Source organism: Pirellulales bacterium (assembly GCA_019694435.1).
Lineage (GTDB): Bacteria > Planctomycetota > Planctomycetia > Pirellulales > JAEUIK01 > JAIBBZ01.
The window spans coordinates 338,686-359,791 of sequence record JAIBBZ010000002.1 but is presented as its reverse complement, the minus strand read 5'-3'; the positions used below and the strand labels follow the sequence as shown (position 1 = coordinate 359,791).

Genomic DNA, 21,106 nt, shown 5'->3' with positions numbered 1-21,106 from the left:
CCGCACCCAGGTGCAGGCCGGTGCCGCTCACACGCGGCGCTGCCGTACCTGCCCACGCTCGCCGCGACGTTGTTTCTCGGCATGCGCCAACTGCTCATAGGCCTTGAGCCTTGCGGCGGCAAATTCGGCGTCGCGCGTGCGCCGCAGCATGTCGCCCAGCGCCAGGACGTGACCGCCAAAATCGCCGGCGCCCGCCGACGGGGTCGCCGCCACCGGACCGAAGATTGGCCAGCGCCAAAAGCACAGCAGCAGCCCGGCAACGGCCAGATGCACGACGATCCCTGCCAAGGGCCAACCCGACAGCAACGTAAACGCGCCGGGCATCGTCGCCTGCGGCTCTTTGTCGAATACCCCCGGATCGCCGATCCACGGCTCGATAAAGACCACGCGACGCGGCGTGCCGCCGCGCTCCATGGCGTCGATCAACCTACCCGCCAGTTTGCGATGCTCGTGGTTGACCAGCGGCAAGTTCAACAAGAACGACCCGTTGACGATCAACACCACCTCCGAGCTGCCGATCGGCTTGCGGCCGACGATCAACTCGCCGTCACTCTCGAGCCAACGCTCGCAACCGCGCGCAGGGATCATCCGCGCATCCAGCTCGACGTCGGTCCGGAGCGGGTCGATCTGCGTAATCCATTCCGGCGCACCGGACAGCGTCTGCACGCGGCGCGGCGGGAGCCGGTGATCGAGCGTGAACCAGCTCCCAGCATCGTTCGAGGCTGCCGGTGGAGGCATCGTCCAAGGCGTTGGTGTGAGCATTTCCTGCTGCGCCAGTGCCTCGCGCCGCTTGTATTCGGCGGCCAGATCGGGCGGCGCCTTGGCCGCCATCCTGCGCCAGTATTCAGGCGCCGCATCGTAATCACGCCCCACGACGACCAGCACTCGGTTGGGTTCGACTTGCAACCATTCCTCCAGCCAGGTACGGACCTCGCGGCTCGGCGTGCCGCGGTACGGCATAAACCAGATCAGCACGTCAGCCCGGCTGAACAGCTTGGGCGTCAGGTTCCGCGCCGTCCCGACGCGGTGTCCGCGGGCCTCGATCATCCCGGCCAGCACGGCGGTGCCGTTGACGCTATTCCCGGCGACCGGCCCCGAGGTGCGGCCATACTCGGATGGCAACTCCGACTTGCTGCAACCGGCCAGAAACACGAGCAGCGCCGCGGTCGCACCGAAGCGCAAGCCGGAAGTTCGGGCACTCATGCCGTGCCCCCTTCGACGAGGGCCTGGAACTGATCCAGCTGTCGCCAGCAGCGCTCGAACCCGGTCCGGTCGAGGGGATGATCGCCAAAAAACACCGCCTCGAACGTGATCATCGTGTGTTCCACGAGCGTCCGCAGCGCATCGCGCCGGCCCAACTCGCGCAGGTATTGCCGATTGGTCTTGCCCCTTGCCAGACGAATCAACTGCCGCCGGTCGCATTCGACCAGTTGATGGCTGAACAAGTAGATGATTGCCCGGGCATAGTTGCCCGCCTCATACTGCCGCCGCGCCTCGGCCAGCAGGTCGCCGGTCGTGTGATCAACCGGGAACGGCAAGGCCTCGAGGCGCGCGTGGTCGGCCTGATGCTCATTCGCGGCGCGATTCGCCACGTGCACCCCGGCCGCCTCTTGGCGCCAGAACAATCGCCAGCCAAGGTAGACGATCGCCCCGATGGCCAGGAACAGCGCGATCCAGGGCAGCGCCTGCAAGAACTGTTCGAGCAGCGACGCGTCGAATGCCCAGCTCGGACCCTTCCAGCTCCACGATTCGCGCGATTTGCGCACCTTAACGGGCGCCAGATCGTCTTGCGCCGAGTCGTACCACGGAAAAACCCACCACTCGGCCAGACCTTCGCGGGCATCCTCTACGGCGCGCTGGTCGTTCGCCTCGACCGAAGGCGGCTCGTGCCGTTCGTCTTCCTGCGCAGCGACCGTATGTGGCGCGGCCAATACGGCCAGCAGGACCAGCCCGGCCCGAGCCCAGCAGCACGCGCTCGTGTTGAGGGCCGACACTCCGTGGTTCATGCCAGTTGCCTCACCAGACGTTGGCCTTCGGCCCGTAGCAACAATTCGATTTCCCAGCCCTCGGTGCGAATCCGCAGGTCGAGATACGCCAGGAACCAGACCACGTTGAAGTAACTGACGACGATCCACGCGGCGATCTGCAAGATACCGATGTCGGTGTACATGTTGGTGGACAACTGTCCGGTGAGCAGGCTCCAGAGCAATCGAACTCCGCCATACAGGGCCAGGATCAGCAGCGGCGCGAGGACCAGCGTCGCCAGCCAACGGCCGAACAGCTCGCCAAACTGGCGCTGGTGCAAGTTTGCGGTCCGCTTCACCGTCGTCATGATGCCGCGGCGCCTGGCAAACAGCGGGTTGCGCTCGAGCAAAATCACCTCGCTCAAGTAGGGCCACATCGCGAACGGCAAGAACGCCAGCAGGCAAAACGTGCACAGGACCGCCCGGACGAGCACCTGCAACAGCAAGATCTGCGGCAACGACGCCAACGACCGGCGCAACACGAGCCAAGGACTCGGTCGCTCGACGAACAAGGCCTGACCCAAGAACACCGTCAACGGCATGGCGGCCACGGGCATTTGAATGGTCATCAGCAGGCCGACCCACATTCCGTAGGAAATCAACTGCCCGTAATCTTGCTCGTCGTACAGCTCGGTGATGTCGAACAGGCCGAAGATCCAGGTGTTCAGCAGGATGAACGGCAGCGCGCCGGCCGACGACCAGCACACCCACGCTAACGGGTGCCGCCGAATGACCTGCAGCGCCAGATCGAGGATGTCGGCATAGTTGCGCTCGCGAATCTCGATCCGCGTTTCATCCAGTTGCAACGGAACCTCCCCGGGGCCACCCGAGGACCACGAAATAGAACATCAACACGGCCGACGACGCGGCCGCCACGCAGGCTTTGGCCCAATAGGGGACGGCGGAAGGCGAGATGAACCCTTCGATCACCGCCGCCAGGGCGAACAAACTGATGGCCGCCACGGCGATCGGCAACGACTGACGGCCCGCCGTCAACAGGGCGTCGCGCCGCGAGCAGCCCTGCGTGTCGATCAGCGCAAAGCCCAGGCGCATGCCCGCCGCCGACGAGAGCACGATGGCCGTCAACTCGAAGGGCCCATGGGCCGTGACGAATTGAAAGAAGTTCAGCCGCTGCGGCGTCGTCGCCATGTGGCCGAACATGGTGCCCAACTGTACGGCATTGGTGATCGTGGTGAACAGGCCACCGATGCCGAACAGCAACCCTCCGGCGAAGCACTGCAGGCCGATGCCGGCGTTATGCCAGACATAGAATCCGGCCATCGAGTTGCCCGTGGCGAAATTGCGGCCCGTCACCGGTGCTTCGTACATCTCTTCGAGTTGGGTCAGCGCCTCGCGGCCGACCAGCCCCTCGGCAAAGTCGGGCGCCGCGTAACCGAGGTACATCGTGGCGAAGAAGAATCCCCAGAACAGCGCAAACGCCAGCCGCAAATAATTGTCGTGAAACAGCCGCTGCGGAGTTTGCCACAACAGCTCGCGCAGCACTTCGCTGACACGAAAGGTCGGGCTGCGGTACAGATGGTTGTGCGCCCGCCCCACGAGTTGATGCAAATAGGCGATGGTCGACGCCGGCAACTGGTAGGACTCGGCTAGCGCCAGGTCGCCGCAGACCGAGCGATAGAGCGAGGCAAACCGCAACACGGCACGCGCACCGAGCGAGCGTCGCCCCTGGCTTTCGAGCTGGTCGCAATAGCCCTGGAGCTCGTGCCAGTTCTGGCGGCGTTTTTCCAGGATCAACGCAACCTTCATGGCGCCGCCTCATCGGCCAGGAACAAGCGCCGGTACAAGGCACACAGCAGGACGTCGGGGCTGCTGGGCCCCAGGCCGAGCCGTTGCCGCAAAGGTTCGGCCAGGTGGCGCGAAATCTCGATCCGCCGCTCCGGGGTGAACACCGTGCGCCGCGCCACGTAACTCGCCAGGGCACGCGCGACGCCCGGCTCGAGCGTGATGTTCGGCGGCAAGTCGGCGGCCAGACGCACGACCTCGGGTTCGGCGACCACGACGACGCCATGACGCCGGCGAGGTTCTTCGACGACCACCATCGTGCCACAGGCCAGGTCGCCCAACCGTTGAAAGCGATCGTTCGCGGCCGTGGTCGCGAGTCCCAACAAGTAGGTCAGCACGTACTGCGACAGGCTCGGCATGGCGTCGGCCGCGCGCAGCAGATTCCGCAACACGGCCTGCCAGGCCGAAATCGGCCGGCCGTCGACGGACAGCACGCGCAGGCGCAACAGCCATTTCCCGGGCGTCTGCCCGTTCCAGATCGTCTCGAAAAAACCGCCGTAGAACCACTCGAGCGCGAACAGGAACAACAACCAGAGCCCCCCGCCCACGGCCCCCAGCCCAATCCAGGTGAAGACAGTAGCGACGATCACCCCCACCACGAAGAGCGCTGTTAAGCGCAGCGCCAAGTCGATCAGGTAGGCCGGCAATCGCTGAAACGGGCCCGCCAGGCGGTAGGAGATTGCGATATTCTCGGGCGTCACAATCTCGATATTCGTGTCGATCAATTCGGCCATGGCCGTGGATTATCCGGAGCCTTTGTGCGGCCTGCAACGCTGAATCGTGCCGGACCGGCGCCGCCGAGCAGCACAGCAAGGGCCGTTCTCGCGGCAGGCGCTTTCCCCACCCCCCGCCACACGATACAACACCGTCTCGGCAAGACGATTACGAATCAACGACTCATTCCCCGCGGGAAACAGGCTCAGCCATGCAGCGTTTGGCAGGTCAGACGGCAGTCATCACCGGAGGTGGCACGGGGATCGGGCAGGGGATTGCGCTGGCCCTGGCGCGCGAAGGGTGCCGCGTGGTGATCGCCGGCCGCCGCATCGATAAGTTGCGCGAAGTCGTCAAGCAACACCAGGGCGAAGTGCCGTTGGAAATGCACGAATGTGACGTCGCCGACCGCATCAGCGTCGACGCATTGTTTCATTGGGCGATCAAGACCCTGGGGCGCGTCGACATCCTTGTGAACAATGCCGGGATCAACGTCGCCAAGCGGATGCTGACGCAGCTCGATCCGGCCGATTGGGACCGGATGCTGGCCATCAACGCCACCGGGGCGTTCAACTGCATCCGCGCCGTCGTTCCGCACATGGTCGAGCGAAAGAACGGCCTGATCGTGAACATCTCGAGCGTGGCCGGCAAACGCGCTGGCCTCTTGGGCGGGGTGGGCTACAACGCCTCAAAGTTTGCCATGACCGCGCTGGGCACCAGCGTGTCACTCGAGTTCGGCGCGCAGGGCCTGCGCGTCACGAACGTCTATCCCGGCGAAGTCGACACGCCGATTCTTGAACACCGGCCGACGCCGGTCAGCGCCGAGCGACGCTCGCTGATGCTGCAGCCCGAGGACATTGCCGAAGCGGTCCTGATGGTGGCCTGCCTGCCACCCCGGGCCCACGTGGCAGAGCTGGTCATCAAGCCGACGAATCAGGATTACAGCTAAACGCTGCCGGCCGGGAAGCCTGGCCTGGCGACAGTGCACCGCCTGGAAGTACAGCCGAGAAGCACTGCCTGAAGGCACTGCTGGCCGAGCGGCTTATTCGACTGTCCAGGTCTCGCCCGAGGCAAACAGCCGCTGCAGGTCGCCAGGACCGCGGGCCTGGCGGGCGTCGTCGATCTGACGGGCAATGCCGTCTTCGTAGCAGGGGGCCTGCACGTCGCGGAACACGCCGATCGGCTCGGGGAAGTCGGGCTGGCGCATCCGGCTGAGCAGATAGGCCAACGTCGGCTCCGGGGTATGCGCGTCGTGAAACAGCAGATCGTCCTCGCGCACGCCCTGGCCCAGCGTGACCACCTCGGGCAGGGTGCCGTTGAGGCGAATACCCTTGTCCTTATTGGCGCCGAAGATCAGCGGCTTGCCGTGCGTCAATTCGAGCACGGTATCGCTCTTGCTGGACTTGTCCGTGGCGTAGTCCCAGGCGCCGTCGTTGAATACGCTGCAGTTCTGATAGACCTCGACGAACGACGTGCCCTTGTGGGCCGCCGCACGCTGCAACGTATCGACCAGGTGCTTGGCATAGACGTCGACGCTGCGGGCCACAAAGGTCGCTTCACAACCGATGGCGACCGACAGCGGCGAGAGCGGGTTGTCGACCACACCCATCGGGGTGCTCTTGGTCACCTGGCCCAAGACCGAAGTTGGCGAGTATTGCCCCTTGGTCAGGCCATAAATGCGGTTGTTGAACAGGATGATGTTGATGTCCAGGTTGCGGCGGATGGCGTGCATCAGGTGATTGCCGCCGATGCTCAACGCGTCGCCGTCGCCGGTGATGACCCAGACGCTAAGTTCAGGACGCGAAACCTTCAGGCCCGTCGCCACGGCCGGGGCCCGGCCGTGAATCGAGTGGATGCCGTAGGTATTCATGTAGTACGGGAAACGGCTCGAACAACCGATCCCCGAGACGAACACCGTCTGTTCGCGCGGCACGCCGATTGCGGCCAGCGCCACCTTCATCTGTTTCAGAATCGAGTAATCGCCACAGCCCGGGCACCAGCGCACATCTTGATCGCTGGCAAAATCATCGGGGGTCAAAACCGGCAGGGTCGTGTCAACGCTCATCGAATGAACCGTGGCACCTTTCGCAGGCGGCTGGCATGAGTGGTCGTTCGTGTGGCCCGCTAATTCGCGTGGCCTGTTAGTCTGTTTGGTATGCGACGCGCAGGGCCCGCGGGCCGTACGGCCTTAGCCGAGCATTTGGTCGATCTGGCGACTCAGTTCCTTGACGGTAAACGGCTTGCCCTGGACTTTGTTGAGCCCCTGGCAATCGACGAGGAACTCGCTCCGCACCAGCAGCCGCAACTGGCCGCGGTTCAGCTCGGGCACGAGCACCCGATCGTAGCTGCGGAGAATCTCGCCGAGGTTGCGCGGCAGCGGATTCAGGTAGCGCAGGTGGCAATGGGCCACCGACAGGCCGCGTTCCAGCGCGTCGCGGACGGCCGTTTGGCAAGCGCCATATGTACCGCCCCAGCTGAGCACCAGCAGCCGGCCTCGCTCGGGCCCGTCGACCGTCTGCAGCGGCAGATGCTGCGCGATGCCGGCGATTTTGTTGGCGCGGGTATCAACCATGTGCTGGTGATTCTTCGGGTCGTAGCTGATGCTGCCGGTCTTGTCCTGCTTTTCGATGCCGCCGATGCGGTGCATCAAGCCCGGTGTTCCGGGAATCGCCCACGGCCGGGCGAGCTTCTCGTTGCGCAGGTAGGGATAGAACAGCGAACCGTTTTGCGGGCCCGGCGGGTGTTCGACTGCGATCTTCGACAGGGTCGACACGTCCGGGATCCGCCAGGGTTCCGAGCCGTTCGCCAGGTAGCCGTCGGACAGCACCATCACGGGCGTCATGAAGTTGACGGCAATCTCCCAAGCCTCTTGCACGATCTCGAAGCAATCCGCGGGGCTGCGCGGCGCCAGGATCGCCAGCGGGCATTCGCCGTTGCGTCCGAACATGGCCTGCAGCAGGTCGGCCTGCTCGGTCTTCGTCGGCAGGCCGGTGCTGGGGCCACCGCGCTGCACGTTGATGATGATCAGCGGCAGCTCGGTCATCACCGCCAACGCGGCGCCTTCGGCCTTGAGCGCGATGCCCGGGCCGCTCGAAGCGGTGACGGCCATCGCGCCGCCATACGCGGCGCCGATCAGCGAGGTGACCGCGGCGATCTCGTCCTCGGCCTGGAACGTGCGGACGCCGAAATTCTTGTGCCGCGACAGCTCGTGCAAGATGTCACTGGCCGGCGTGATCGGGTAGCCGGCGAAGAACAGCTCGCAGCCGCTGCGATTCGCGGCGGCCAGCAGGCCATAGGCCGTGGCCTGGTTGCCGGTGATGTTCTTGTACTTGCCGGCCGGCAGCTTGGCCTTCTCCACGCGATATTGGCTGACGAACGCGTCGGTCGTCTCGCCATAGTTGTAGCCCGCCGTCAGGGCCCGGCGGTTGGCCTCGGCGATCGCCGGCTTTTTGCCGAACTTGTCGTCGATGTAGCGCAGCGTCGGCTCGAGCGGCCGGTCGTAGAGCCAGAACACCAGCCCCATGGCGAAAAAGTTCCGGCAGCGATCGCTTTCCTTGACGCCGAGCCCCAGGTCTTCGACCGCGGCGCGGGTTAACCGCGTCATGTCGACCGAGAACAACTGGTAGTTGGCCAGGCTGTTGTCTTCGAGCGGGTTAGTCGCGCACTCCGCGAGTCGAAGATTGTTCTTGTTGAACTCGTCGGCGTTGACGATCAGCACGCCGCCGGGCACCAGGTCAGTCAGGTTCGTCACCAGCGCCGCCGGGTTCATCGCCACCAGCGCGTCGACTTGATCGCCCGGGGTGTAGATATCTTTGCTAGCAAAGTGAATCTGAAACCCGCTGACTCCGAACTTCTTACCGCGCGGCGCGCGGATTTCAGCCGGAAAGTCGGGAAACGTGGCCACGTCGTTGCCCACCAGTGCCGACGTAAGGGTCATTTGTGACCCGGCCAACTGCATGCCATCCCCCGAGTCGCCGCAGAAGCGGACCGTGGCGGAAGACAGTTCCACCACTGACTTGGACGGCCCTGTAGTGGTAGCCATGAGTGCGTGTGCAACCTCGTTCGCGGGAAGCAGATTGGATGCGTCTGGTCAGGTGGGCGAGACCACCGAAAGGATGGCCCGATGGAGACCTAGAAGGCGGGCTCATATACCGATTAAATCGATCTTAGCAACTATATCGGTCGGCTGGCAGCGAGGGTTCCGTTTTTTCCTAACCGGCAATCCTGGTCAATTTCGTTGCCCACACGGCCGCCCCGGGGCTGGGCCGGCCACCCCTCAGGACCCCGCCGGAGGCTCCAAACCGGGCCCGAAAAACTTGGTCAGATCGATCCCGCCCTTGCCCTCGTCCTCGAGCAGCTTGAGCCGGTGCTCGACTCGCTCCAGGCGCCGAGCTAGCTGCGGCAGCAGCGACTGCTCCGATTCGACCGGCCGTGGCCGAGGCACCTCGGGATAGCCCAACTGCCGCTGCAGGGCGGCAAACAGGAACATGGGGTCCTTGCGGCGGTTGGCCCAGGCGATCTTCCCTTCCTTTTCCGCAAACAGCGTGGGTGCCTCGGGCTCCGCGGTCTCGACGCCCCGTTGGGCTCGCTGCCGGCGGTAGTACGTGCTCCGAACGTAGAGCAGGTCGGCAAAGTCGATGATGCCCACCTGCCGCCGGACCGTTTGGATCCAAACGCGCCAATCGTCGTCGAAAATCGGGTCCGCGGCGATCGCGTCCAGACCGTGGTCATAGCGCAGCCGATTGCGGCTGAGGACCTCGAACTCGTACAGGAAGATGCCCTGCGGCGTCGCTCCGGCCGCCCGATATCCAGCTTCCTGGTGCAGAATCTCCAGGGCGGTGCCGAAATCGAAGCGGCCCCGTTCATTCTCGGCCTCGGCCACGAGGTAGGTCTGGAAAGCCGTGAAGTAATGCCCCAGCCGCGCCATGGCGGCGGCCATCACGCCGTGCAGCTTCAGCTCGGCAGCCAGGAAGTCGAGCGCCAGCGGCAGCCGCGTGGTGGACAGAATCTCGTCCTTGATCGACACCAGCAGTTCCTGGGTCGAAACCTGCTGGCGCATCCGTTCGCCCAAGGCGCGAAAGAAGTACTGCTGCTCGATGTACTCTTCGCGATCCAAGGACATGCGATGCCGCGCCTCGACGACCGGTTTTTCCGCGGGTGGCCCGCCAATGTCGGGCCGTGCCGCCAGGGTCTATAATATCGCGAATCGATCCTTTCCGGACGGCCGCCACGCTTGCCCACGGCGGAATCGGCATATCGTTCGCCGGACGGCCGCCGGGGAGGATGCAGGGAGCCAAGCCACGTATGTCGCTCGACTATTCGACCATCGAACAAGCCGTCGACGCGATCGGCCGCGGCGAGGCGATCATCGTCGTCGACGCCGAGGATCGCGAAAACGAGGGTGACTTCATCTGTGCGGCCGACAAGGTCACGCCCGAGCTGGTGAACTTCATGATCAGCCAGGGGCGCGGCCAGCTCTGCATGCCAATCCTCCCCGAGCTGGCCGAGCGGCTCAAGCTGCCGATGATGGTCGAGCAGAACACGGCGCCGCTGCAAACGGCCTTTACCGTGCCCGTCGATCACCGCACGGCGAAGACCGGCATCACCGCGCAAGAGCGAGCCACGACGATTCGCGCCATCGTCGACCCGGCCAGCAAGCCGAGCGATTTTGTCCGGCCGGGACACCTGTTCCCGCTCGTGGCCAAGGAGGGCGGCGTCTTGCGCCGCGCCGGACACACCGAGGCGGCCGTCGATCTGGCCCGGCTCGCGGGGCTGGCGCCGGCAGGCGTGCTCTGCGAAATCCTCGACGATACCGGGATGCGCGCCAATCGCGAGACGCTGTGCGAGCTGGCCCGCACGCATCACCTGCAGATCATCACGATCGAAGAGTTGATCCGCTATCGCCGCCAACGCGAAAAGCTCGTCTATCGCCTGGCCGAAGCCGATCTGCCAACGCGCTACGGCGTGGGCCGCATCATCGGCTACGGCGTGAAGTTCGAGTCGCAGCAGCCGGTCGTGCTGTCGATCGGCGACTTGAGTTCGGTCGTCGCGCCGCTGGTGCGGCTGCATTCTTCCTGCTTCACGGGCGACCTGCTCGGTTCGTTGCGCTGCGACTGCGGCGATCAACTGCATCTGGCCCTCGAGATGATCCGCAGCGAGGGCGTGGGCGTGCTCGTCTATTTGCCGCAGGAAGGCCGGGGAATCGGCCTGATCGACAAGATCAAGGCCTATCACCTGCAAGACCAGGGGCTCGACACCGTCGAGGCCAACCACGCGCTGGGCTATCGCGCCGACATGCGAGATTACGGCGTCGGCATCCAGATTCTCAAAGACCTGGGCCTGTCGAAGATTCGCCTGTTGACGAACAATCCGAAAAAGACCGACGCCTTCATCTACGGCGGCTTCGACCTGCAAGTGGTCGATCAGGTGCCGATCGCGCCTCCGACCAACGAGTACAACGCCCGCTACCTGGCCACGAAGCGCGAGAAGCTGGGACACCACCTGCCCGAAGAGGGCTAATCGTACGCGGCCGGGCGCTCCCCGCACGAGTGGGTCGGAATTGTCGCTACCGAAGGTGCGCGTTTTAGCGTCCATTCGGTTCGCGCCGAAGTCACCGCCGCAAGAGCGGGTGCGCGCCAAGAATTTTGCCGCGATTTGTCCGCGCAGCGGCCAACTGCGACTTATATTTCCCCGGGCACGCCTCGGTCCGGAGGGCACTCCAGGGCGGCCCTCCCACCCCGGCGGTCATTCAGCATCTCCGCCGGCTCCCCCCAATCGATCGCGGCTCGCGAGCGATCCGTTCGCTCGGCGTGACCAACGAGGAACTGCTTCGTGCTCGCGTTGCGCGCCCTGGTTTGGTTCCTGGTTGTCCTCGCGGCAACGTGCGTCCCTGGCTCGGCGACGGCCAAGGGATTTCGCCTGCGCATCTGGCCCCGGACGGAAAAGCCGCAAACTCCCTCGCGTTCGGTCGCCGCGGCAACGCGTACGGCCTCTCCGCCTGCCGCCGCGGATGCCGAGGCCGTTTCGACGCCCCCCTTGCCGGCCGACGCCGGACGATTGGCCCGCGACTGGGCCTCTGCCCATGGTTTCGACCTTGAGCCACGGACCGAGGAAGAGGCCCTGTTTACCGACCTGGCCGACGGGCAACTCGAGCGTGTCCCGCTATGGGATGCGGCCTTGATGGCCAGCCAGGTCTTCGATGCGGCCCGCCTGGGGCGTTACCGCGAGGTTTTTTCTGCCTGGATCGACGAATGCCGCGCGCAGGTCGATCGCCGGTTGCCCCCGCTCGAGCAGGCCGGCGCCTTGTTCGACCTGATGCACCGCGAGATTCTTCACGGGGGTTACCAGGTCGATTGCACCGATCTTGCCGAGTTGATCGAGTACGGCCGGTTTAACTGCGTCAGCTCAGCCTTGCTCTACGGCTGTCTTTGCCAGGAATGCGGTTTGGACGTCCGGGGCGTCGAGTTGCCCGGACATGCCTACTGCATCGTCTCTGCCGGAACGCGAGCGGTCGACGTCGAGACCACATGTCCGCGCTGGTTCGCCGTGCTGGACGACCCGGCCCGGCAACAGGAGCTGCTCGCGCGGACGTTGGGCGCGGCGCATCCTGCCCGCCGCGGCGGTCGCCGAATCGTCCCCTTGGCGTCGCTGGTCGGGATCATCTACTACAACCGCGGCGTCGAGTGTCTCGAGCACGAACAATTCGCCGCCGCTCTGGCCGCCAACGTCAAAGCGCTACGCGTCGACGCCTCCAGCGTCTCGGCCTGGGGCAACCTGCTGGCGGCGATCAACAACTGGTCGCTGTCGCGCAGTGGCACGGGTGAATATGCCGCGGCCGTGCGGCTCTTGGACCAAGGTGCGCAACTGGCGCCCCAGCACAAGCTGTTTCAATCGAATCGCCTGGCGATTTATCAACGCTGGTTCGAGGAGCTCGCCGCGGCAGACCGTTCGGCCGAGGCCGTGCGACTGGCCGAGTCAGTCGACCTGAGCGATGCGATCTGGCACGACATCTGCCTGAACGTCTATCGCGGCCATGCCTTGAAGCTCGCTTCGTCCGCGCAACTCGACGATTCCCTCGCGACGCTTGCGGCCGCCAAACACCGCTTGGGGGCGCGCAGCGAGTTGGCCTCGGCTGAGGCCGAAGCCATCTCGACCGCTGCCACGGCCTACGAAGGACAAGGCCACTACGAACAAGCCCTGGCGGCGTGGCAACAGGGGCTGACGCGCCGCCCCGGCGAGCCGCGATTCGTCACCGGCCGGCGCGAGCTGCTGATCCGCTGGTCGAACCTGGCGCTCGAGTCCGGCGATTTTCCTGCCGCGCTCGCCCGAGCGACCTGGCAGACCGCGCCCGCCTCGTTCGATGCCGCCTTGGGAGCCCAGGTACGGCTGGTCTACCAGGCCTGGATCAAGCAGCTCGCCTTGTCCCGCGACGTCGCCGCGATCGAACGCGTCGCCAAACGGGCCAGCGAAGATTCGTGGCTCGTGTCGCGGACCAGCGCCTGGGACATGATCGCCGACTCGTTGCAGCAGCACCTGCGCGAAGCGTTTGCCGGCGGCAAGCATGAGGCGGCTGCCCAACTGCTGCACGATTGGGCGCAAATCGAGTCGTTGCGATCGTCGCCGTACTGGTCCGAGCTGCTCGCGACCGCGTTCCTCGGATTCCGCGACGCCGCCAACGAGGCGATTCGCGCCGCCGACGTGGGCACGGCAGTGCGGCTCCAGCAGGCCGTCGCGGCCGATCCAACGCTGGGCCAGGTGCCCGACTTTCTGATCCAGGCCCGTAGCTGGCCGGCCGCTGCCGCCCGGCAATAGCGGCAATTTCCGCACCGGCCGCAAGCCCGGCGCTCGGGCACCGGCTGGTTTGACCCTGGCCCTTTTCTAAGCTAGGGATTCATTGGTCCTCTTTGCGGGGCCGCTTGTCCGTCAACTGCCATCGGTCTGATGGCTCGACCGTTCGGTTAGAAGCACGGCTACCCTGCGGGGGGAGCCCATTTCCCTCACTTGATTGCCCTTTCGTGCCGGCACGATTCCGTCGCGGATTGCCGAACCGCTCGGCGCCGGGCGGTGTCTGGGATTGCGGTTTCGCTGGAGAAGTTCGCATGTCCACTGTCGCGCTGGATGCTTTTGCCAATAGCCCCTCTTCGCTGGCGCCGCCGGGCCCCAGTGAATCGGTCCGGGCGCAAGCCCTGCGGCTGTTGACGGGCCTGTATCCGCAGACCGCGGCCGTCGAGCGCAGGCGCGATCAGCGCTATCCCTACCCGCAATTGATCACGCTTCACCCGGTTGGTCCCGACGGCCGTACCCCGGTCGACGAACCGCTTGTGGTGTCGGGCAAACACCTGTCCGAATCGGGATTGGGCTTCTTCCACCCGTACCCGATCGCCTATCGCCGCGTGATTGCCTCGCTGCAAACGCCCAGCGGCCAATGGCTCGGCTTTCTGCTCGACCTCGGCTGGTGCCGCTTTACCCGGCACGGCTGGTATGAGAGCGGTGGCCGCTTCTTGAGCTGCTTGCCGTCGCCGCTGGCCCCCAACACCGAACTGGCAACCTAGCTACGCCGGGGCGGGACGACCGATTCGAGCGCGGCTTCCGGTGCTGGCTGGACGCCCTGCGCCGGCGCGGCGGTCGGCACGGACAGGGCGGCGGCTGTGCGTTCACCGCCGGAGCCCGCCAGCAAGTCGTCGAACCGTGCCCGCAACTCGGCGGCACGATCGGCCGCCCACCATTCGAGAAACCGCGTGTGGGCCTCGGTCAGCGCAGCACGACGCTCGATGAGCAGCCGGTCGATCAGTTCGCCGGCGCGCGCCGCGGCATCGGTCTTGAGATCCGTAAACGTGGTGATCGCGGCCGCATGGTCGTTGACATCGCCCAAGCGCTCCTGCATCTCCTCGACGAACGGGTACAACTGTTCGCGGAGCACCGGCGGAAAAGCCCCCGCGAACAGTTCGATCGAATACCGCAGCGCTTTGCCGCGAATCCGGAACTCGTGTAGCGCGGCGATGTCATGCAGGTCGGCCTGCCCGGCGGCAAAAAACACCTCGACCGCGCGGCTCAAGCTCGTCAGGGCAAATTGCCCGAAGGACGGTTCCCGCGTGGGCTCGACGTGAACGCCGTGCTTGCCGTTCGATGCTTCGCCGTTCCGCGCTTTCGCTACCCCTGCTGACCCATTGCCGGCCGTGGTCCTGGCGGCATCGGCCGACGGCCGAAAATGCACCTTATGCAAGAACCGTTCGATCTTCCGGCCGAAGCGTCTCTCGGCCAGCCGCTGGTACACCTTTTCGATCGGGCGCTGGGCCTTGTGGCGCCGCTGGAGGACGATTTCGATGACCGGCTTCCACGAGTTGTCGCCCACCTGGCGCGACCGTTCGCGCAAGTGATCCAGCAACACATCGGCATCTCGCGCGGCGCCGGCCGCCTTGCGGATTCTCTTGACGTCCCGGGCCAGCTTCTGCAGGCCACGCGGCGGCGCAAACTCGGCAAAACATTCCAGCGCTGCTACGGCGCGCCGCGAGGCGACGCGCAATTGATGCACATACTCGAGATCTTCGTCGGCCCGCTGCGCCGCCAGGGGCAGATAGCGCCAGACCAGGTGCAGGCGCGATTCGAGCCCCAGGCGCGCCGCCTCGCTGGCGGGCATCTGGGGCGAAACCCCGCTCAACCATTTTCCCCTGCGAGCCATCGGTCACCAGCTTCCTCTGCCGACCTCCCCAGCCAACACCAAGGGCCTCAGTCGCGCGGCGACGCCTCCGTGTCAGCCCAATCTCAGCGAAGAAGTGGCCGGCCATGACCCCTGCTTCCCCTGGGGTCGGCTAGGCCAGCGTTAGAAGAATATGACGCCTGCCACCCTAGGAGTCCATGAGCCGGACATTTTGGCGACCCGTAGCCAGGGGGGTCAGGGCGCGGTGGGCGGGGGGCCGCCTGACCCAAAAATCTCGCCCAGCAGCCGCGCGAGTTCGTCACCCCGGGCCTGTTGGCTGATCACCTTGCCGTCGCGATCGACGAGAATGGCCGTGGGAATTGCGCGAACTCCATATTTTTCCGCCAGGGGATGCCGTTCGACGCCGTCTTCGAACAGCGTGACCCAGGCCAGCCGACGCTCGGCCAGGAACGCCTCGAGGTCTTCCCGGTCGCGATCCAGGCTGATCCCCACCACGTCAAAGCCCTGCGCGTGGTACTGCTCGTAAAGCGCCTGCACCTTGGGCAGCTCGGCCACGCAGGGCCCACACCAGGTCGCCCAAAAATCCACGAGCACGACGTGGCCGCGATACGAAGCCCAATCGAAATCGAGCCCGTCGACCGTCTTGCCGGCGATTTCCAGCACCTGGTCCTTCAAATCGGCGGCCGGGGCGCTGCCAGGCCGCGGTTGTCCGGCCGCAAATTTCATGTTGCGCCCCGTGCGGGCCACGATTTTTTCCTTGCTCGCGGCAAACGTCTCGCCGAACTCCTGCAGCAGCTTGCCGGCAAGCGCGTCGTCGGGAATCAAGTTCACCACGTGACTGATCGCCGAGGCGAGCCGCAAAAATCGCTCGTCGAGCGGTTCGCCCGCCGCGGCGGCAGCGGTCAGCGCCTGGCGAATTTCAGCCAACAAGGCCTCGGCCCCGGCCACTTGTTCGGCCGTCAGCGCCAAGGCCCGACCTTCCAGCACCAACCGCTTGGCCAATCGGGCAACGTCCGGTGCAGGATCGGTCTGCAATGCCGTGGCCAGTTCCAACAAGCGGGCGTCGGCCTGCGTGTCGCCTCCACTGGCGGAAAAATGCCAGGCCTCGAGTTGAATCGCTCGGGCCCGCGCGCGCAACTTGTCGCCGGGTTGTTCGGCGAGCAAGCGCTCGACCGCGTTGTCGACGGCCGCGGTATAGCCAGGACGACGCCGGATCGATGCCGGGCGCGTGTGCATGCGCTCCAGGAAATCGACCAGGCGCAGGCCCGACAACTCGGCAGGCGCCAGGTAGGGATTCTTCGCCGGTGGATCCTCGGCCACCAGCGGCAGCGCCAACAACAGCGCAAACGGGACGGCGATCGCCGCGATCAGGCGCAGCCTGAGCGGAGTTTGCCGCGGCCAGACTGCGGACGTTTCATATCGGCGACGTCGCAATGGGCTAGTCATTGCCGCCTGCGGTGTCGGTGTCTTCGACGGGTCCCAAGAGCTTCTCAAGCTGTTCTGCCAGCTCGGGCCCGCGGGCCGAAAGCGACACGACGTTGCCCTTCTGATCGACGAGCATCGTCGCCGGGATACCGAAGATGCCGTAATACGTGGCCAGCGGATGATCCCAACCGGTGGCCATCGGGTCGTCGCTGAACAACGTCACCCAGGGGAGTTCGTTTTCCTTCAAAAAGGCCTCGAGTTCGCCGCGTTCCTCGTCGAGGCTGATCCCCACGACCTCGAACCCTTTGTCGTGATACTTGGCGTACTGCTCCAGCACGTTGGGCAGCTCGGCCCGACATGGTCCGCACCACGTCGCCCAGAAGTCGATGAGCACGACCTTGCCTTTGTACGACGCCCAATCGAACTCGCCGCCATCGAATTTCGTGCCGGTCAGTTCCAGCGGCTTGCCGATCAGCGTGGCCTTGCGGGCCGCGCCGGCGAGCTTCTGTGAATAGCTGCGGACCTCGGGGTTGTCGCTCGCGGCGAGAATCTTGGCAAACATCTCGTAGGCCTCGGCGGCCAGTTCGAGCTTGCCGGCGTCTTCGAGAATCTCGGCCGTCTTGCGCGCCAGGCCGACGTGGCGTTCGTCGATCTCCTTGGACTTCTGGATATACGCGGCGATGTCGGCCAGGCCGCTGCGCGCTGCCGCATCGTCGCCGTCGGCAATCGACATCGCCTTGTCGGCGATCAGTACCATCTCCGCTTCGGCGGCCAGCTCGGGATCCGGGTCGTTGGCCAGCGACCGGGCGAATTCGAGCAAGTTGTTCGACTTGTCGGTCGGATAGATGCGCTTGAGCAACTTGAGCGCCGCCAGCTTGGTCCGCGCCGCCGTGGATCGCGGCTCGCGTTCCATGGTCAGCTCGAGGATCTTGTCGCTCGTGGCCACCATCGCCTGCAAGATCTTGGTGAAGTGCTTGATCTTTTCAGCACGCGTCGTGCCTTGCGGCTCCTCACCTTCCAACCGCTGCAAGAACGCCAGCAATTCTTCAACCGACGCGTTCTCAGGAACAGCCAGAGGATCGACGGCGGGTTCGGCCGGCGCGGCCGGTTCCTGCTGCGCGGCTGGCTCCTCCTGGGCCATGGCCGTCACGGTCCACGCGGCCGGGGCCAGCAACAACAAGATCATTGCGACCATCGGCCGCTTCGCTTCGTCGATCGGGCTCAACCTCAACATGTGCGTTGCCGACTTTCGTGTGGAAGGGATTTCAAGCCGAGCGCCAGCGCAAAACGGACCGCCGCGAAACACCAGCGCGACCGATAAAGCCTATCCCGGCCTGTTGCCGCAAGGCAAGTCAAGCCCGGCGCCGTGGTAGCCAGCGCAAGGGGGGCGGCCCTCCAGCCGGCACCCTGGCGGCGTTTTACGGCGCAAAAATGCTGCGGCCGCCATCGACGGGCAGCGCCACGCCGGTCAGAAAATCGTTCTCGATCAACTGGAACACGGCCGAGGCGACGTGCTCCGGGCGGCCCTCGCGCTTCACGACCGTGGCGGCAATGACTGCGGCGCGTTCGGCCTCCGGCATATCGTCGGGCAGCATCACCGGTCCGGGCAGGACGGCGTTGACGCGCACGCGGGGATTGCGCGTCCCCAACTCGACGGCAAACGTCCGGGTCAGCGTTTCGATCGCGCCTTTCGACGCGAAATAAGCGGCGTAGTCCAGATACGGCCGCACGACGGCCCAGTCACCCACGTTGACGATCACGCCTCCGGTCGGCTGCGCCACCATGGCCAATCCCGCGCGCTGGCAGCAGAGGAACGTACCGAGCGTGTTGACCTCGAACTGCCGGCGGACGTCCTCGGCCGTGGTGTCTTCGAGCCGGCGCGGTACCCACACCGCGGCCGTGTTTACCAGCACGTCGATCCGGCCGAACGCGCCGAGCGTCTGGGTGACGAGGCGCTCAACCTGCCGTTCGTCGCTCAATTCGGCTGCCAACGCGATGGCGATCCCGCCGCCGGCCACGATGTCGGCGGCCGTAGCCTGTGCATCGGGCAGCGAAGTGTTGGCATGGACGACGACGCGGTAACCGCGCGCCGCCAGGTCGCGGACCACGCAGTTCCCCACGCGGCGCTTGCCCGAGCCGGTGACCAGCGCCACCGGCGCCGCGGCCCGCTCCGGGTTACTCGGGTTTGCGCGCGGCATGCGTGTCGTGTTCCTGGCCGAGCGAGGGGCCGTGAAAACGGACGATCGCGTCCCAGGCCTCTTGCGGAGATTCGGCGTAGGTAATCAGCTCCAGATGTTCGTCGGCGACCGCGCCGGCGTCGGCCAGGAACTGAAAATCGATGACCCGCGACCAGTATTCGCGGCCAAACAGGATGATCGGAATTCGCTGCATCCGCCGCGTTTGCCGCAGCGTCAGGGCGTCGAACAGCTCGTCGATCGTGCCGAAGCCCCCTGGGAACACGACCAGCGCTCGTGCCCGCAGCAGAAAGTGCAGCTTGCGCAGCGCGAAGTAGTGAAACTGAAAGCAAAGCTGGGGTGTGATGTAGGGGTTCGGCAATTGTTCGGCCGGCAACGTGATGTTCAGGCCGACCGACTTGGCGCCGACGTCGAATGCGCCCCGGTTCGCGGCTTCCATGATGCCTGGCCCGCCCCCGGTGACGACGACAAAATCGCAATCGCCGTTGGTCTGGCAGACCGTCGAAACCAGCCGGGAAAATTCCCGGGCCGCGTCGTAGTAGCGCGAACGCTCGAGAAGCTGTTCGCTCCGCCTGACTTCGCGGCTCAGCGACTGATCGTGCGGTTGGGCATGGCTTGCCGCCCGGGCCGCGGCGAGGCGACGCTCGGCCGCCGGGCGCTCGACGATTTGCGTGCTGCCGAACACCACGATCGTCGAGCGGATGCCCTGTTCGCCGAAGGTCATCTCAGGCTTGAGCAGCTCGAGCTGCATCCGCACGGGCCGCAGCTCGGACCGCGCGAGAAAATTCACGTCGCGCTCGGCCAGTTGGTAGCTGCCCGACGCGAGAATCGCTCGCAGGTTGGCCTCTTCCGCGGCACTCATGGCGAGGCCTCCAGCTCGACGCTTTCGCCCATTCGCGGCACGGTGACGTTCCAGCCCCGGCTGCGGCGCAACTCTTCGGCCAGATTCAGCGAGGCCTGTTTTTCGCCGTGGGTCAGGAACGTGCGCCGCGGCGCCGGGATCGCGCTCAGCCAGCGCAGCAGCTCGCTGCGGCCCGCGTGACCGGAAAGCCCCGAGATTTCGGCGACCTGTGCCCGTACCGGCACGTCCATGCCGTGCATCCGCAGATACTTGGCGCCCTCTTTGAGCGCCCGGCCGCGCGTACCCTCCGCCTGGAATCCGCCGAGCACGATCGTGTTGCGCGGCTCGGGCAATCGCTGCCGCAAGTGATGCAGGATGCGCCCACCCGACATCATTCCCGACGAAGAGATGATCACGGCCGGCCCCGGCACACTGTTGATCTCCTTCGACTCGGCGGCCGTACGGGCAAAGTGGATGTTGCGGCCGCGGAGCGCGCAGTGCGTGGGCTCGAGCTCCAGCTCGCTCAGGTCGTGCTCCCGGCGATAGCGCGTGTAGATCTCCGTGGCGTCGACCGCCATCGGGCTGTCGATGAAGATCGGCAGCACGGGAATGCGATTTCGCTCGGCAAGCACGTTCAGCAGATAGACGAGCTGCTGGGCGCGCCCCACGGCAAACGCCGCGACCAGCATCACGCCGCCGCGGCGAATCGCGTCGACCACCACCTGCGTGAGCGAATCGAGCAGATCGTCGGGCGGATGATCGCGGTCACCGTAGGTGCTTTCGCAAACCAGGTAGTCGCACGGCGCCGGGGGCGCGGGATCGTGATAGAGCGGCGCGTTGTATCGCCCCACGTCGCCGGAAAACATCAGCCGGAGCGGCCGGGTGCCGTTGCGAATCTCCACCTCGATCGAGCACGACCCCAGCAGGTGGCCGATGTCGTGATAGCGGCACCAGATTTCTTCGGCCACCTTGAACCAGCCGTTGCGCTCGACCGGCTGCATCAGCTTGAGCGTCTTCTGCACGTCGTTGCCCGTGAACAAAGGCAACGCCGGTTTGTGTTTCGAATAGCCCTTGCGGTTGGCATACTCCGCGTCGTCTTCTTGCAGCTTGGCCGTGTCGAACAGGATCAGCTCGGCCAGCTCGCTGGTGGCCGGCGTGCAATAGATCGGCCCCCGGAAACCCTGCCGCACCAGCCGGGGCAGCATGCCGACGTGATCGACGTGGGCATGCGTGAGCACGACCGAGTCGAGCGCATCGGGCGGGAAAGGCCAATGGTTCCAGTTCAGCAGCCGGAGCTGCTTGAGTCCCTGAAACATGCCGCAATCGAACAGCACGGACGAGCGGCCGGCCTCGAGCAGATACTTCGATCCGGTGACCGTCTCGGCGGCGCCGTGAAAGGTAAGTCGGGGCATGTCGTTTCAACGCGGATGCGTGGCGCACCGCTCTCGCG

18 protein-coding genes are annotated in these 21,106 nt (G+C 65.4%); 4 read left to right on the top strand and 14 right to left on the bottom strand.

The features are described 5' to 3' along the window. Positions 1-27: 27 nt before the first annotated feature. From K1X74_03675 to K1X74_03655, 5 genes are read right to left on the bottom strand one after another with little or no spacing between them, the layout of a single operon-like run. A complete protein-coding gene (locus tag K1X74_03675) occupies positions 28-1,203 on the bottom strand; it encodes a hypothetical protein (GenBank protein MBX7165427.1) in 1,176 nt (391 codons plus the stop codon). Beyond that, positions 1,200-2,006, bottom strand: coding sequence for a DUF4129 domain-containing protein (locus tag K1X74_03670; GenBank protein MBX7165426.1), 807 nt, complete (start codon positions 2,004-2,006; stop codon positions 1,200-1,202). Before K1X74_03670 ends, K1X74_03675 begins: the two co-directional genes overlap by 4 nt. Then, complete coding sequence (locus K1X74_03665; protein ID MBX7165425.1) at positions 2,003-2,830, bottom strand: hypothetical protein; 828 nt, start codon at positions 2,828-2,830, stop codon at positions 2,003-2,005. Before K1X74_03665 ends, K1X74_03670 begins: the two co-directional genes overlap by 4 nt. Next, a complete protein-coding gene (locus K1X74_03660; GenBank protein ID MBX7165424.1) occupies positions 2,817-3,791 on the bottom strand; it encodes a stage II sporulation protein M in 975 nt (324 codons plus the stop codon). Before K1X74_03660 ends, K1X74_03665 begins: the two co-directional genes overlap by 14 nt. After that, entirely contained in the window at positions 3,788-4,561 is a 774-nt protein-coding gene (locus K1X74_03655) for an RDD family protein (protein ID MBX7165423.1), read from the bottom strand. The genes K1X74_03660 and K1X74_03655 overlap by 4 nt, the downstream gene beginning before the upstream one ends. A 191-nt stretch (positions 4,562-4,752) precedes the next feature. Here K1X74_03655 and K1X74_03650 point away from each other — a divergent pair, with 191 nt between their 5' ends. Further along, positions 4,753-5,487, top strand: coding sequence for an SDR family oxidoreductase (locus tag K1X74_03650; GenBank protein MBX7165422.1), 735 nt, complete (start codon positions 4,753-4,755; stop codon positions 5,485-5,487). A 93-nt stretch (positions 5,488-5,580) separates the two neighbouring features. Here the strand turns inward: K1X74_03650 and K1X74_03645 are convergent, their stop codons facing one another. The 3 genes from K1X74_03645 to K1X74_03635 all read right to left on the bottom strand — a co-directional run bounded on the left by K1X74_03645 (position 5,581) and on the right by K1X74_03635 (position 9,660). Then, positions 5,581-6,603, bottom strand: coding sequence for a 2-oxoacid:ferredoxin oxidoreductase subunit beta (locus K1X74_03645; protein ID MBX7165421.1), 1,023 nt, complete (start codon positions 6,601-6,603; stop codon positions 5,581-5,583). A gap of 123 nt (positions 6,604-6,726) precedes the next feature. Beyond that, a complete protein-coding gene (locus tag K1X74_03640; GenBank protein MBX7165420.1) occupies positions 6,727-8,580 on the bottom strand; it encodes a 2-oxoacid:acceptor oxidoreductase subunit alpha in 1,854 nt (617 codons plus the stop codon). Between the two features lie 234 nt (positions 8,581-8,814). Continuing rightward, positions 8,815-9,660 carry a hypothetical protein gene (locus K1X74_03635; GenBank protein MBX7165419.1) on the bottom strand — a complete coding sequence of 282 codons (846 nt, stop codon included), beginning with the start codon at positions 9,658-9,660 and terminating at the stop codon, positions 8,815-8,817. Positions 9,661-9,842: 182 nt separating this feature from the next. Here K1X74_03635 and ribB point away from each other — a divergent pair, with 182 nt between their 5' ends. From ribB to K1X74_03620, 3 genes are all read left to right on the top strand, one after another. Further along, positions 9,843-11,057 carry a 3,4-dihydroxy-2-butanone-4-phosphate synthase gene (gene ribB, locus K1X74_03630; protein ID MBX7165418.1) on the top strand — a complete coding sequence of 405 codons (1,215 nt, stop codon included), beginning with the start codon at positions 9,843-9,845 and terminating at the stop codon, positions 11,055-11,057. Positions 11,058-11,369: 312 nt separating this feature from the next. After that, positions 11,370-13,349, top strand: a complete 1,980-nt coding sequence (locus K1X74_03625; GenBank protein ID MBX7165417.1) for a transglutaminase-like domain-containing protein — start codon at positions 11,370-11,372, stop codon at positions 13,347-13,349. 287 nt (positions 13,350-13,636) lie between these two features. After that, positions 13,637-14,089: a hypothetical protein gene (locus K1X74_03620; GenBank protein ID MBX7165416.1), complete on the top strand. Its 453-nt coding sequence runs from the start codon at positions 13,637-13,639 to the stop codon at positions 14,087-14,089. On the opposite strand, the gene K1X74_03615 is transcribed toward K1X74_03620, so the two are convergent. From K1X74_03615 to K1X74_03590, 6 genes are all read right to left on the bottom strand, one after another. Beyond that, positions 14,086-15,216, bottom strand: a complete 1,131-nt coding sequence (locus tag K1X74_03615; protein MBX7165415.1) for a CHAD domain-containing protein — start codon at positions 15,214-15,216, stop codon at positions 14,086-14,088. The genes K1X74_03620 and K1X74_03615 overlap by 4 nt on opposite strands. 213 nt (positions 15,217-15,429) lie before the next feature. Beyond that, positions 15,430-16,629: a TlpA family protein disulfide reductase gene (locus K1X74_03610; GenBank protein MBX7165414.1), complete on the bottom strand. Its 1,200-nt coding sequence runs from the start codon at positions 16,627-16,629 to the stop codon at positions 15,430-15,432. A gap of 4 nt (positions 16,630-16,633) precedes the next feature. Beyond that, positions 16,634-17,854, bottom strand: coding sequence for a TlpA family protein disulfide reductase (locus tag K1X74_03605; protein ID MBX7165413.1), 1,221 nt, complete (start codon positions 17,852-17,854; stop codon positions 16,634-16,636). A 184-nt stretch (positions 17,855-18,038) separates the two neighbouring features. Beyond that, entirely contained in the window at positions 18,039-18,818 is a 780-nt protein-coding gene (locus K1X74_03600) for an SDR family oxidoreductase (GenBank protein ID MBX7165412.1), read from the bottom strand. Further along, positions 18,796-19,677, bottom strand: coding sequence for an LOG family protein (locus K1X74_03595; GenBank protein MBX7165411.1), 882 nt, complete (start codon positions 19,675-19,677; stop codon positions 18,796-18,798). The genes K1X74_03600 and K1X74_03595 overlap by 23 nt, the downstream gene beginning before the upstream one ends. Continuing rightward, entirely contained in the window at positions 19,674-21,068 is a 1,395-nt protein-coding gene (locus K1X74_03590; GenBank protein MBX7165410.1) for an MBL fold metallo-hydrolase, read from the bottom strand. Before K1X74_03590 ends, K1X74_03595 begins: the two co-directional genes overlap by 4 nt. Positions 21,069-21,106: the final 38 nt, after the last annotated feature.

What these genes read in the sequence shown, in the direction of transcription:
- K1X74_03675 (MBX7165427.1), bottom strand. Translation starts at nt 1,203, where the DNA reads ATGAGTGCCCGAACTTCCGGCTTGCGCTTCGGTGCGACCGCGGCGCTG.
- K1X74_03670 (MBX7165426.1), bottom strand. Translation starts at nt 2,006, where the DNA reads ATGAACCACGGAGTGTCGGCCCTCAACACGAGCGCGTGCTGCTGGGCT.
- K1X74_03660 (MBX7165424.1), bottom strand. Translation starts at nt 3,791, where the DNA reads ATGAAGGTTGCGTTGATCCTGGAAAAACGCCGCCAGAACTGGCACGAG.
- K1X74_03655 (MBX7165423.1), bottom strand. Translation starts at nt 4,561, where the DNA reads ATGGCCGAATTGATCGACACGAATATCGAGATTGTGACGCCCGAGAAT.
- K1X74_03650 (MBX7165422.1), top strand. Translation starts at nt 4,753, where the DNA reads ATGCAGCGTTTGGCAGGTCAGACGGCAGTCATCACCGGAGGTGGCACG.
- K1X74_03645 (MBX7165421.1), bottom strand. Translation starts at nt 6,603, where the DNA reads ATGAGCGTTGACACGACCCTGCCGGTTTTGACCCCCGATGATTTTGCC.
- K1X74_03640 (MBX7165420.1), bottom strand. Translation starts at nt 8,580, where the DNA reads ATGGCTACCACTACAGGGCCGTCCAAGTCAGTGGTGGAACTGTCTTCC.
- K1X74_03635 (MBX7165419.1), bottom strand. Translation starts at nt 9,660, where the DNA reads ATGTCCTTGGATCGCGAAGAGTACATCGAGCAGCAGTACTTCTTTCGC.
- ribB (MBX7165418.1), top strand. Translation starts at nt 9,843, where the DNA reads ATGTCGCTCGACTATTCGACCATCGAACAAGCCGTCGACGCGATCGGC.
- K1X74_03620 (MBX7165416.1), top strand. Translation starts at nt 13,637, where the DNA reads ATGTCCACTGTCGCGCTGGATGCTTTTGCCAATAGCCCCTCTTCGCTG.
- K1X74_03615 (MBX7165415.1), bottom strand. Translation starts at nt 15,216, where the DNA reads ATGGCTCGCAGGGGAAAATGGTTGAGCGGGGTTTCGCCCCAGATGCCC.
- K1X74_03605 (MBX7165413.1), bottom strand. Translation starts at nt 17,854, where the DNA reads ATGTTGAGGTTGAGCCCGATCGACGAAGCGAAGCGGCCGATGGTCGCA.
- K1X74_03600 (MBX7165412.1), bottom strand. Translation starts at nt 18,818, where the DNA reads ATGCCGCGCGCAAACCCGAGTAACCCGGAGCGGGCCGCGGCGCCGGTG.
- K1X74_03595 (MBX7165411.1), bottom strand. Translation starts at nt 19,677, where the DNA reads ATGAGTGCCGCGGAAGAGGCCAACCTGCGAGCGATTCTCGCGTCGGGC.
- K1X74_03590 (MBX7165410.1), bottom strand. Translation starts at nt 21,068, where the DNA reads ATGCCCCGACTTACCTTTCACGGCGCCGCCGAGACGGTCACCGGATCG.